Source organism: Nitrosomonas sp. (assembly GCF_020852615.1).
GTDB lineage: Bacteria > Pseudomonadota > Gammaproteobacteria > Burkholderiales > Nitrosomonadaceae > Nitrosomonas.
Map to the genome: position 1 here is coordinate 99,660 of NZ_JADZAJ010000039.1, position 12,707 is coordinate 112,366.

13 protein-coding genes are annotated in these 12,707 nt (G+C 44.0%); 8 read left to right on the forward strand and 5 right to left on the reverse strand.

Features of this window, described 5'->3' with window-relative positions; genetic code table 11:
• Positions 1-10: 10 nt before the first annotated feature.
• From lolD to IT527_RS09055, 3 genes are all read right to left on the reverse strand, one after another.
• On the reverse strand, positions 11-685 hold the full coding sequence (gene lolD / locus IT527_RS09045) for a lipoprotein-releasing ABC transporter ATP-binding protein LolD (RefSeq protein WP_292968210.1): 675 nt from the start codon (positions 683-685) through the stop codon (positions 11-13).
• Positions 678-1,925: a lipoprotein-releasing ABC transporter permease subunit gene (locus tag IT527_RS09050; RefSeq protein ID WP_292968211.1), complete on the reverse strand. Its 1,248-nt coding sequence runs from the start codon at positions 1,923-1,925 to the stop codon at positions 678-680. Before IT527_RS09050 ends, lolD begins: the two co-directional genes overlap by 8 nt.
• Positions 1,926-2,055: 130 nt before the next feature.
• Positions 2,056-3,000: a hypothetical protein gene (locus IT527_RS09055; RefSeq protein ID WP_292968212.1), complete on the reverse strand. Its 945-nt coding sequence runs from the start codon at positions 2,998-3,000 to the stop codon at positions 2,056-2,058.
• Between the two features lie 808 nt (positions 3,001-3,808).
• Between IT527_RS09055 and coxB the strand changes: the two genes are divergently transcribed.
• The 8 genes from coxB to cyoE all read left to right on the forward strand — a co-directional run bounded on the left by coxB (position 3,809) and on the right by cyoE (position 10,431).
• Positions 3,809-4,651: a cytochrome c oxidase subunit II gene (gene coxB / locus IT527_RS09060; RefSeq protein ID WP_292968213.1), complete on the forward strand. Its 843-nt coding sequence runs from the start codon at positions 3,809-3,811 to the stop codon at positions 4,649-4,651.
• A gap of 53 nt (positions 4,652-4,704) precedes the next feature.
• Positions 4,705-6,288 (forward strand): cytochrome c oxidase subunit I, encoded by a 1,584-nt coding sequence (gene ctaD / locus IT527_RS09065; protein ID WP_292968214.1) that lies wholly within the window; start codon positions 4,705-4,707, stop codon positions 6,286-6,288.
• Positions 6,289-6,412: 124 nt separating this feature from the next.
• Positions 6,413-6,940, forward strand: a complete 528-nt coding sequence (locus IT527_RS09070) for a cytochrome c oxidase assembly protein (protein WP_292968215.1) — start codon at positions 6,413-6,415, stop codon at positions 6,938-6,940.
• 7 nt (positions 6,941-6,947) lie between these two features.
• Positions 6,948-7,169: a DUF2970 domain-containing protein gene (locus IT527_RS09075; RefSeq protein WP_292968216.1), complete on the forward strand. Its 222-nt coding sequence runs from the start codon at positions 6,948-6,950 to the stop codon at positions 7,167-7,169.
• A 24-nt stretch (positions 7,170-7,193) separates the two neighbouring features.
• Positions 7,194-8,039 (forward strand): cytochrome c oxidase subunit 3, encoded by an 846-nt coding sequence (locus tag IT527_RS09080; RefSeq protein ID WP_292968217.1) that lies wholly within the window; start codon positions 7,194-7,196, stop codon positions 8,037-8,039.
• Positions 8,040-8,164: 125 nt separating this feature from the next.
• Positions 8,165-8,878: an SURF1 family protein gene (locus tag IT527_RS09085; protein ID WP_292968218.1), complete on the forward strand. Its 714-nt coding sequence runs from the start codon at positions 8,165-8,167 to the stop codon at positions 8,876-8,878.
• 205 nt (positions 8,879-9,083) lie between these two features.
• On the forward strand, positions 9,084-9,434 hold the full coding sequence (locus IT527_RS09090; RefSeq protein ID WP_292968219.1) for a hypothetical protein: 351 nt from the start codon (positions 9,084-9,086) through the stop codon (positions 9,432-9,434).
• 100 nt (positions 9,435-9,534) lie between these two features.
• On the forward strand, positions 9,535-10,431 hold the full coding sequence (gene cyoE, locus IT527_RS09095) for a heme o synthase (RefSeq protein WP_292968220.1): 897 nt from the start codon (positions 9,535-9,537) through the stop codon (positions 10,429-10,431).
• A gap of 74 nt (positions 10,432-10,505) precedes the next feature.
• Here the strand turns inward: cyoE and IT527_RS09100 are convergent, their stop codons facing one another.
• Both IT527_RS09100 and IT527_RS09105 read right to left on the reverse strand, forming a co-directional pair.
• Positions 10,506-11,873 (reverse strand): FAD-linked oxidase C-terminal domain-containing protein, encoded by a 1,368-nt coding sequence (locus tag IT527_RS09100; protein ID WP_292968221.1) that lies wholly within the window; start codon positions 11,871-11,873, stop codon positions 10,506-10,508.
• A gap of 48 nt (positions 11,874-11,921) precedes the next feature.
• Entirely contained in the window at positions 11,922-12,506 is a 585-nt protein-coding gene (locus IT527_RS09105) for a BON domain-containing protein (RefSeq protein WP_292968222.1), read from the reverse strand.
• Positions 12,507-12,707 lie beyond the last annotated feature (201 nt).

The window sequence follows — 12,707 nt, forward strand, 5'->3', positions numbered from 1 at the left end:
TTTCAGGGAGTTATATCAGCGAGCCATCTACCAGCTGTAATGTGCGATTTGCACGACTGGCCAGTTGGGTGTCGTGGGTGACAATTACCAGCCCCGCATTGGCTTCATGATTGAGCTCAAGCATAAGGTTGAATACTGCTTCAGCTGTGTGCCGGTCAAGGTTGCCGGTCGGTTCATCCGCCAGCACGCAGGCTGGCCGGGTGACTAATGCACGTGCAATTGCTGCCCGCTGACGTTCTCCGCCGGATAATTCACCGGGAGTATGGGTAAGCCGGTGTCCCAGGCCGACCCGCTGCAGCATTGCTGCGGCCTGCTCCATCGCTGCCTTTTTATCCATACGACGAATGAACAGCGGCATGGCTACGTTTTCCTGGGCGCTGAATTCGGGCAGCAGGTGGTGGAACTGATAGACGAAACCGAGCGCATGGTTGCGCAGCGAGCTGCGTTCCGTTTCGCTGATGGTGGTAAATTTTTTATCCAGCAACGTGACTTCTCCGCGCGTCGGTTTATCCAACCCTCCCAATAAATGCAGCAGGGTGCTCTTGCCTGAGCCGGAAGCACCGACAATTGCGATCATTTCACCTTCATTTACCTGCAGATTGATGCCATGCAGTACGGGAACTTCAATTTCACCCTGGAAATAACTTTTATACAAATCACGGCAGGCGATAATAATGCTACTCATAGCGCAACGCCTCAGCCGGATTGACTTTTGATGCACGATAGCTGGGATAGAGTGTAGCCAGCAGTGTCAGAACCAGGGAAACTGCTGCAACTGTCACAATATCGGTTAACTGTGGGTCAGAAGGAATTTTGCTGATGTAGTAAACCTCCTGTGATAGAAACTGAATGTTGAACATATGTTCAATAAACGCAATAACATCGCCAACGTTATAGGCCAGCAGCACTCCGCCGAGCAACCCCAGCAGTGTTCCAAGAATACCGATCAGCGCGCCCTGTATGATGAATATTTTCATAATGCTGCCAGAGCTCGCTCCCAGTGTGCGCAAGATCGCGATATCGGACTGTTTGTCGGTTACCGCCATGACCAGCGTGGAAACAATGTTGAATGCTGCTACTGCAATAATCAGCGCGAGGATCAGTGAAAGCATGCGTTTTTCGATCTGAATGGCCCGAAAATAGTTGGCGTGCTGTTGTGTCCAGTCAGTAAGATACAGGTCGCCAGGCAGCACGGCAGTCAGATCCTGAATGACCTGTGGTGCTTCAAACATATCATGTAGTTTGAGCCGTACACCGGAAACCTGATTGGGTGCCATGTGGTAAAGTTTTTGTGCATCGGTCAGATGGATCAATGCCAGTCCGGAATCATACTCAAAGTGTCCGACATCAAAAATACCGGTGATAGTAAACTGCTTCAGGCGCGGGAGTATTCCAGCAGGCGTAATCTGGCCCTGCGGAGAAATCAGCACGATTTTGTCACCGATAAATGCGTTCAGGTTACGTGCCAGCTCCTGACCTATTACAATACCGAACTTTCCCGGTACGAGTTGATTCAGGCCTCCTATCACCATTTTTCCGGCAAAGTCGGCTACCTTGTTTTCATCTTCCGGTAAAATACCTCGTACCATTACGCCACGTACCATACTGTTATGCGAAAGCATACCCTGTGCATCAATATAGGGGGCGATTGCTTCAACTCGCGGGTCTCGAGTGGCGATCTCCCCGATTTTTTCCCAATCATATAAACTGCCCTGATAACTACCGATCTGTGCATGCGAAGCTACACCGAGAATACGCGCACGCACTTCCTTGTGAAAACCATTCATGACTGACATGACAGTAATTAGTGCCGTCATGCCCAGCGTCATCCCCAGTAGCGAAATCAGCGAAATAAAGGAAATAAAATGATTGCGGCGTTTGGCGCGTGTATAACGTAACCCAATCAGGAATTCATAGCTGGACACAAAAAAACTTCCCCGGTATTAGAAAGTAAAGGGGGAGTATGCCATATCTTCCGGATTGGTTTCTGCGATTGGTGGCAGATATGCTGTAAACATATCTGCCAATCTTGAGGTCTGATTTATCGCCGATAAATCAGCTTTGACTGATTCTGCGTTGTGACCACAGCAACACTATTCCACCCAGCCCGATCAGCAAGATGCCAGCGGGCTCGGAAACAGTCGTTTCTCCCGGAGTGTCCGATATTTTTTCTCCCTCGTGGCCCTGATTGCCAATTTTTTGAGTGGGAACTGGTGAGCAGAAGATATTGCCCAGCTGACCGGGAGGGCAGTCACTAAAATGGGGGAGGGTCTGGTTCTCTGTGTCTGGTGAGCCGCTCGGAACGGCTTGATCTTTACTTTGATCTTTATTGGCAGGTGTGCTGTCACCCGGGCTGGTGTCGGCTTTATCTTTGGGGTCTGTGGTACCGTCCGCATCTGTACCTGTGCCGGTTGGAGCTTCTTTATCTGATGGTTTTTGGGTACCAGTCGGTTTGTTATCATTGCCATTGGGCTTGCTGTCGCCGCGGTCCGCATTAGGACTGGTGTCCGTACCGGGAGTATTGCTGGTATCGTGTTCATTTTCCACATTTTTTCTATCTTTTCCGGCACCAGGACCAACATAGCCTCCTCCTCCATTACCCGCATTTCCGATCGGGCTTGTATAAGGCTGATCTGTTTTTTTCGAGGGAAATCCGGCGGCTCCGTGAAGGGCACCCGTACTCGGGCCGGTATGGGCTGAATTATCATTTTTTAGACCATGATAGCCCGTAATTTCCTCGTTATACCCGGGGTTATAGGCAATATAGTCATTCTCGCCATTACTGAGACTGTCTCCGTTATCGATAGCAGGTTCCTTTACCAGGGCAACATCGCTATTCCCAATGGGTAAATTACTGATACCTTCTCCGATACCGATAATTTCTGCTTCATTTCTGATTCTGGGTGTGCTGCTGTGACCGCGAGCAGTGATATTTGTCACAGGGCTTGGACGGGTGCTGGCAGACTGATCACCACGAGCGTCCCGATCTTTTGTAAACATTTGCTGGCCAAGAGTTAATACAGCAGTTAGGAGCGCTGTTGCACAAACTATTCTGATCGTCTTTTTTTTCATTTCAAAACACCGTAAAGATAGTGAATCAATATTTGTATCGCTAAAATTTTTTATCTTGTTTCCACCCGCAGCTGACAAAACATCAGTACACAGCAGTACGACGCTATGTCATGTTGTTTGGGAATGGATGCTGCATAAAACCCTGGTTTCATCGCTATTACGGCAATCCATGACTACTGCTTTATTAATAAAGCAATTTGTATGCCTAATAATTATGATGTTGATTTGTAAGAACTAATAAGATGAGTTCATTCGCCGGTATCTGCTTATGTAAATAAAACTGACAGACTGTTCGGATGGCCCCGAGACGCAATTTTTGGAGTTTTATTGCTTATGACTGAGGTCTGGACATTGGGGAATAAAATTAAACCCGCAATGGTAAAGTGGGATTAATGAATGTATTAATAATATCTATGAATAAACTAAGCTTGTGCAAGCAACATCGGTGAGTGTGGGATACGAAATATTCTGTTAAAAAGAATCTTGCAGGGTAAAAACCGGTTAATTCCCCTGGCGGTAGCGTGGTAATTTATCTATAAGAATCATGATTTTCTTCCTTGTGCTGGTAGCATTCGAATGCTAACATTGCCCCAAAAAAGCTGTCGCCAGGTTTTTTATTTTTATATCTGGCGAGAGATAAACAGAAGCCGATAAAGGCAACAGTTGGGTGTAGACATTCCATGGTCACAGATGGGGTGTAGTTATTGATTTAGTAATTAATGTGGGGGGGTAAGATATGAGCGGTAGTAAGTTGATGGCAATGCTGTCAAGTGTTTTAATTCTGGGTTTTTATTCGAGTGTTGCTGTTTCAAGCAAATATAATTTTCAAGATCCTCAAACACCCATAGCACAACAGACCTATGATCAACACATCATGGCTTTATGGATTTGCTTGGTAATATTTATTGGTGTTTTTGGTGTAATGGGGTATTCAATTTTAAAACATCGTAAATCAGTAGGTTATAAGGCAGCTAATTTTCATCATAGTACGATTGTCGAGTTTATTTGGACGGCGATACCGGTATTGATTCTGGTTGCGATGTCGTGGCCCGCCACCAAAACCGTAATTGAGATGAAAGATACAAGTGAGTCAGATATCACTATCAAAGCTACGGGATATCAGTGGATGTGGGGCTATGACTACATTCAGGGAGAGGGAGAGGGAATTAGTTTCTACAGCCAGTTATTGACTTCACAGGATCAAATTCGTAATCAATCGCCAAAAGGAGAAAACTACCTTTTGGAGGTGAATAACCGCGTGGTGGTCCCTGCGGGGAAGAAAATAAGAATCCTGATGACGGCAAATGATGTGATTCATGCATGGTGGGTGCCTGCATTCGGGGTTAAACAGGATGCAATACCAGGCTATATTCGTGACGCATGGTTTACAGTTGAAAAACCTGGTGTATACCGTGGTCAATGCGCAGAATTATGTGGAAAAGAGCATGGATTTATGCCAATTGTAGTCGAGGTGATGGAGCCGGAAAAATATACACAATGGGTGGCTGAAAATCATAAAAGTGCTTCTGCATCTGCTGTGAAAACTGCATTTGTCGAGAATGAAGCAGCTAAAAACTGATTTACAGGTAAATTTTGAGATTTGGAATAAGTTAGTGTAAAGGAGAAAAGATAATGGCAGTAATACAAGACGTACATGGCCATGATCATGGCCATGATCATCCGACGGGGATAATGCGCTGGTTGACTACAACCAATCATAAAGATATTGGAACCATGTATTTGTGTTTCAGTCTCGCTATGTTGTTTGTAGGTGGTTTTCTGGCAATGGGTATCAGGGCGGAATTATTTATGCCGGGTATCCAAATACTGGAACCCGAAGTATTTAATTCGTTTACGACACTGCATGGTTTAATCATGGTGTTTGGGGCGGTTATGCCGGCATGGGTTGGTTTTGCAAACTGGCAAATACCGTTGATGATCGGGGCTCCGGATATGGCGTTTGCACGCTTGAATAATTGGAGTTTCTGGTTACTGCCTGTAGCAGCTTTGCTGTTGATCACTTCGTTTTTTGTACCTGGTGGAGCAGCTGCAGGTGGCTGGACGTTCTATCCACCACTTTCCACGCAAGGTGGTATGGGTACGGATATGATGCTGTTTGCTGTTCATATACTGGGTATGTCTTCAATTATGGGTTCGATCAACATTATCACGACCATATTGAATATGCGCGCACCAGGTATGACCTTGATGAAGATGCCAATGTTTGTGTGGACCTGGCTGATTACCGCATATCTGCTGGTGCTGGTAATGCCTGTTCTTGCTGGTGCTGTCACAATGGTACTGACAGATCGTAACTTTGGTACGAGCTTCTTTAATGCTGCTGGTGGTGGCGATCCGGTAATGTTCCAGCACATTTTCTGGTTCTTCGGTCATCCAGAGGTATATATCATGATCCTTCCGGCATTTGGTGTTATTTCGGAGATCATTCCAACCTTTTCACGTAAGCCGTTGTTTGGTTATTCTTCAATGGTTTATGCAACAGCATCAATTGCGCTGCTGTCCTGTTTTGTATGGGCTCACCATATGTTTACGGCTGGTATGCCAGTAGTTGGTCAGCTGTTTTTCCAGTATGCAACTATGCTGATTGCTGTTCCAACCGGTGTTAAGGTATTTAACTGGACAGCCACAATGTGGCGGGGTGCCATGACATTTGAAGTTCCAATGCTGTTTTCGATTGGATTCATTTTTCTGTTTGTTATTGGTGGTTTCAGTGGTGTCGTGTGCGCAATCGTACCTATAGATATTCAGGTACAGGATACGTACTATGTCATCGCACATTTTCATTATGTTCTGGTTTCTGGTGCACTGTTTGCGCTGTTTGCTGGCGCTTACTACTGGCTGCCAAAGTGGACTGGTCACATGTACGACGAAACATTAGGTAAATGGCATTTCTGGTTGTCAATGATTTTCTTTAATGTAGCGTTCTTCGTGCAGCATTTCCTTGGTTTGGCTGGCATGCCACGCAGAATTCCGGATTATGCACTGCAATTTGCTGATTTCAATATGATTTCAAGTATTGGTGCATTTGGATTCGGGCTGACTCAGCTCCTGTTTGCATACATTGTTATTAAGTGTGTGAAAGGTGGTGAGAAAGCTGCTGATAAAACCTGGGAAGGTGCTACCACACTGGAGTGGACGCATCTGCCGTCGCCAGCACCGTATCACAGCTTTGAGCATCCTCCTGTTGTTAAATAAGCAGGATATTCTCAATGTCTGAAAATGACGATGCAGAGTTAAAGCGCAGAAAGGTAAAAACTGCATTGATTCTGGTAGCTATGGCGCTAGCGGTTTATATTGCAACTGTTATATTTAAACAGCAATGAAACAAGACGTAACCAAAACCAACATAGATGTATTAAAAAAATTATTGATCTTTAGTGTATTCATGTTTGGTTTTGGGTACGCGCTTGTTCCGTTGTATAAGAAGTTTTGTGAAGTAACCGGGATATATGAACTGGAGCGTCCGGATTCACTGGCTAGAAATACAGAAATAGATAGTACGAGAGTTATAGATTTATTGCTGGATGCGAACATACGCGGGCTTTCCTGGAAGTTCAGGCCCTTGCAGAATAGCGTTCAGATCCATCCGGGGAAACTTACGGAGGTTATGTATGAGATCAGTAATGAATCAGATAATTTAGAAGTGGGGCAAGCTATTCCGAGTTACACACCTAAAAATTTAGAAAGATATCTGAAAAAAATAGAGTGTTTTTGTTTTACAAAACAAGAGTTACAAGGCAAGGAAGTGAAGCAGTTGTCTGTTAGGTTCTTGATTGATCCTGAGGTACCAGCGGATATACATGCGGCTACGATTTCCTACACTTTTTTCAAAGTAAAGACAGATTAAGCAGTAAATGAAAAAAGAGAATATGGATCCTCATAAGGCTGAAGATAAGGCAACAGTATTTCAGGTGGCAGAGGCAATATTTTTTTCGTTTATCGGGATTAGGAAGAAGAGTGATTTGGAACGTGATGCGGCCAGGATCAAACCCGTTCAAATAATAATTGGCGGCTTGATTGGTGGTGCTATTTTTATTTTTAGTGTTTTGTCAGTTGTCAAGTTTGTAACAGGTTAAATTAATAACAAGGAGGAAGATTAAATGAGTCAAGGAACGGGTTATTACGTACCTGCCCCATCCAAGTGGCCGATCATAGGCTCTACCGCTCTTTTTTTTATGGGGTTTGGTGCAGCATTTACGATGAGCAAACTGCCACTTGGTTATGGCATGTTGATAACGGGTCTGGTGATACTGGCCTTTCTGATTTTTGGGTGGTTTAGAGAAGTTGCTCGGGAAAGTGAGGCTGGTAAGTATAAGGCTCAAGAAGACAAATCATTCAGATGGAGTATGGGGTGGTTTATTTTTTCCGAAGTCATGTTCTTTGCATCATTCTTTGGTGCTTTATTTTATATGCGCGTACTGTCGGTGCCTTGGTTAACAGATGCTGATCAGGCATTACTCTGGCCAGGTTATTCTGGCGGATGGCCAACTGCCGGGCCTGGTTTTGATGAGAAATTTACTCCGATGGGCGCTTGGGGGATACCGGCCATTAATACCCTGCTACTGTTAACTTCGGGTGTAACGCTTACGCTTGCGCACTGGGCGTTAAAGAAAAATGATCGTGGTGCTCTGAAATTATGGCTGTTTGCGACAATTGCCTTGGGTATAACTTTTCTTTGTTTCCAGATATATGAGTATGCACATGCATATTCAGAATTAAACCTGAAGATGACCAGTGGAGCTTATGGATCAACATTTTTTATGTTGACCGGTTTTCACGGGTTTCATGTAACGGTTGGGACAATTATGCTGATATCTATATTTTTCAGATGTCTTTCAGGTCATTTCAAGCCAGAGCATCATTTTGGATTTGAAGGAGTGGCCTGGTACTGGCACTTCGTTGACGTTGTCTGGTTAGGTTTGTTTATTTTTGTCTATTTGCTGTAGCAGACAGATAGAAATTGAGCAAAAAATCTGAGAAATCATCGTTGTAAAACAATGAGGTTCAACTCTTTTTAGATAAGGAGTTGAACCTTTGACAAAGTGCTTAGCTTATTTGTTTGACCATACTGATGTCCAAACAACAATTTAGGCCACCGTTATGGTCAACTTTAGCGGCAATATTAGCTATTGCTTTATTTTTAAAATTAGGATTCTGGCAGTTATCCAGAGCGGAGGAAAAAGAGTCCAGCTTTGCACAACTTGAATATTATGCCCAGCTTCCACCTGTAAATATCCCCGATTCATTAATAAAGCTGGATGATTTTTTGTACCATCGGGTGGATGTTAGCGGGTATTTCGAAGCCGAGCGTACCATACTTCTTGATAATAAAACGTATCAGGGGATGGCTGGTTATCACGTGCTTACGCCGCTTCGCCAAGTGAACTCGACAAATTATGTGCTGGTTAATCGGGGTTGGGTAGCCGTAGGTAACAACCGATCAGTTTTACCAAATATTTTTACTCCGGAAGGTTTGATCAAGCTAACGGGAACTGTAGTGCCGCCGTCGATCCGGACTTTGTCGTTATCGGATAAGCAGTATACAGGCAGGGTTTGGCAGAATTTCAGCCTGGATAGTTATCAAAACCAGACAGGTTTAACTTTTCAGCCTTTCCTGCTGTTACAGCAGAATGAAACGCCAGAGGATAACTTAATAAGACAGTGGGATAAACCTGATTCCGGATCTTCAAGAAATACAGGTTATGCTTTTCAGTGGTTTTCCCTCGCTGCTGTGACCTTAATTATCTACATAGTATTAAATGTCAAACGAAAAAGTATTACGTAGTCGACTGAAACTAATTTTGATGGCGCTGGTAATACTATCGCCAATAGTAATATCTTCGTACTTGCACAGAGCAAATTTCCGGCCGGGCCACACCATTAATTATGGTGAGCTGCTCGAAGTTAAGCCACTACAGGGAGAAGCAACAAACCTTTTAGATAATACGATTTTTCGTTCGAGACAGTTAAAGGGGGTCTGGAGTTTAATAATGATCGACTCAGGCCAATGTGATGCATACTGCCAAGAGAAGCTGTATATGATACGTCAGGCTCGTTTAGCCCAACATGTTGATAAGGATAAAGTTCAGCGAATTTGGTTAATTAACGATGATATTAAACCTTCTCAGGAAGTAATCAGCAAATACAAAGGAACCAGGCTGGTATTAGCGAATGGCAGAGATCTGTTAAAGGAATTTCCATTTGAGGCCAGACCTGAAGATCATATTTATGTAGTGGACCCTATGGGTAACTTGATGATGAGATACCCTAACAAGCCTGATGCTCAGAAAATAGTCGGTGATTTAAAGAGATTAATAAAGCTTTCTCATCCGGAACATTAGCTGAATATTTTAATAATAAAGTTAGGGCACTGACTTGGATCGGTGTGGAAAAACAGACGTTATCAGTCTGAATTTTTAAAAAGAATGTGAGGTTTATGTTATGGCTACAAGTTCTTTGGCATGGCAACAAACATCGGCACGTATTCAGCAGTTTTATCGACTTACGAAGCCGCGCGTAGTATCTCTTATTGTATTTACAGCTGTGATAGGGATGTTTCTGTCTGTCCCTGGTGCAGTGCCTTTAGATAAGCTAATTTTTGGAACAATTGGGATTTCACTTGTTGCTGGTGCAGCAGCAGCACTTAATTGTCTTGTCGAATATAAATTTGATGCCATCATGGCGCGCACTAAGGGAAGGCCTTTACCTCAGGGAAAGGTAAGTGTTCCTGAAACACTTTTCTTTCTTGTGCTGGTTGGTGGGGCAGGGTTGTTTCTGCTTCATCAGTGGGTTAATCCGTTAACGATGTGGCTGACTTTAGGTACTTTTGTGGGGTATGCAATTATTTATACGGTAATATTAAAACCGCTTACTCCTCAAAATATTGTGATTGGAGGTGCATCCGGAGCAATGCCGCCTGTACTTGGCTGGGCAGCAATTACAGGTGAGGTTTCAGCAGATGCATTGTTACTGTTTTTAATTATTTTTGCATGGACACCGCCCCATTTCTGGGCGCTTGCGCTTTATCGCAAATCGGATTATGCAAAAATTGGTATGCCAATGCTTCCGGTAACACATGGAGATGAGTTTACTCGCCTGCATGTGTTACTCTACACTATCATCCTTTGTGTAATAACAGTTTTGCCTTATCTTACTCAGATGAGTGGTTTAATTTATCTGGTAAGTGTTCTTATTCTTGATGCAGTATTTTTATACTATGCAGTCAAGATTTATTTAAGTTACTCGGACCAACTTGCCCGGGAAGCTTTCCGGTACTCCATTGCTTATCTGGCGTTACTTTTTACAGCATTGCTGGTAGACCACTATATTCATATCTAATCCGGGAAATTGGGATTAGTTGAAAGTGGCCCCGTTTTGTACTAAGGCGGGGCCATTTTTATTGGCTCGGAGGTTTAAGGAAATAATTTGCCCGGGTTCAGAATATTGTTAGGATCAAAGGTCAGTTTGATCTGCTTCATCAGTGTGAGTGTAGTGTTATCAATCTCCTTGCTGATATAGGGCCGTTTTTCGGAGCCAACCCCATGCTCGCCTGAAAGTGTTCCTTTGAGGCTAATGACCAAGTCAAAGATTTGATTCAGGCATTGATAAGCTCGTTTACCTTCATTGGCATTATCCGGGTCAATAAGCAGATTGACGTGAATATTCCCGTTTCCGGCATGCCCAAAATTTACATTTGCAATTTGATGTTGTTTGCATAGCATGGATAACCCGGATAGTAACAGAGGGATTTTATCAACCGGTACCACAATATCTTCATTGATTTTCTTGGGTGCTATATCCCGCAGTAGGGGGGACAGTATCTTCCTGGCTTTCCATAACTCAGCCGTATTCTGAACAGGGGTGGCTTTTAGTAATCCTGAATTCTGACAGGCTGCCAGAAGCCTGTCGGTGGTTTCCAGGATTTCATACTCTGTGCCATCCACTTCAATCATCAGCATGGCTTGAGAATCATCTGGTAATAGTATTGGATTCCTGGTGCGAATAAGATTGAGAGAGCCGGAATCCAGAAATTCAAGAGCACTTGGCCCTCGTGACTCTTTCATGATAGAGACGATTGCTAAGGCACAGCTATCAGCATCCCGGTAATGTGCAACAAGCCCACTTTTAGCTGCGGGTAATGGAGTGAGCTTAAGTGTGATTTCCGTTATAACAGCCAGTGTGCCTTCTGATCCTATCAGTAAGCGGGTCAGATCATAGCCGACAACCCCTTTGGTGGTATAGCAGCCGGTTTTAATCATATCGCCTTTGCCTGTTACCGCGATTAACCCCAGTACATGATCTCGTGTTGTTCCGTATTTAACTGCGTGCGGTCCACCTGCGCTGGTGGCAAGATTGCCGCCGACTGTTGAGAATGCTGCACTGGATGGGTCGGGTGGCCAGAAAAAACCATAAGGTTTGATAACAGACTGGACAGCATCATTTAAAACCCCAGGCTCAGTAATTAGTACCCGGTTGGGAATATCAATGGACAAGATTCGGATCATCCGTTCCAGTGAGAGTGTAGCGCCACCCATTTCAGCCAGGCAGCCACCAGCTGTACCGGTACCACGTCCACGCGGTGTTAAAGGAACATTAAACTGATTACACAGCCGAATTGTTTCTGCAACTTCATCCGTAGTCAGTGGAAATATAACGCACTCGGGAGGGAAAAACTTCCTGCTGTTATCGTAAGCGTAAGCGTAACAATCTACCGGGTCGAAGTAGATGCGCTCGGGAGGAATCAGTTTCTGGAGTAATTCCGTGAACTTCGCAGGCAGCATTTGTAATTGCCAAAGAAGGCTCAGGAGATCCTAAGGGATTGATAAGGTTTAATCCAAATATTCAAATACTTTTACTACTCTTGTTACGCTTTCCGTGGTACTGGCAATGCGTGTGGCAGTTTCACCTTCCTTTCGTTTAACCAGTCCCAGTAAATACACCACACCATTTTCAGTAACTACCTTAATGTGATTGACCTGAAATACCTTGTTATTAATAAAACGAGTTTTAACTTTGGAAGTGATCAGTGCGTCATTGCTGCGTGAAGCTAATGAACTTTTTGGTGCGATAATAATTTCGTTGGAAATGTGCCGTACATTTTCAATGCTCATTGCCAGTTTCTCTGCTTCTTTTCTTACAGATTCATTGGGTGCTTCACCAGTTAGCAGAACACTGCGATTAAAACTGGTGACATTCACGTGAACCTTATCACCCAGACGCTCACCAATTCTACGGCTTGTTTTAAGTTCAATCCCTTCGTCTTCAATATATGTTCCGCTACTGCGGCGATCTTCAACCATTAACGTACCGGCACCAGCGCCGACGCCAACACCGGTTAAAACTACCGGTACACAACCTGTCAGAAGATGTAGCGCTTGTACCCACAATATCAGCTTGATGAAAGTATTTTGCATGGCGAATAAGGATCTGCAATGGATTTACGGTTACTTGCCCGGACCGGCGACCTGAAAGCTGCCAGGTATTTTGTAAAGTACAGGGGTTCAATTGAGCAACCCTGAAAATATCAGTGTGTAGTCTAACACCGGATTAACCTTGCTGATTGCTAACCTTTGATCTTTATTGTCTGTAGACAACACTTTAGAATACGAACCTGT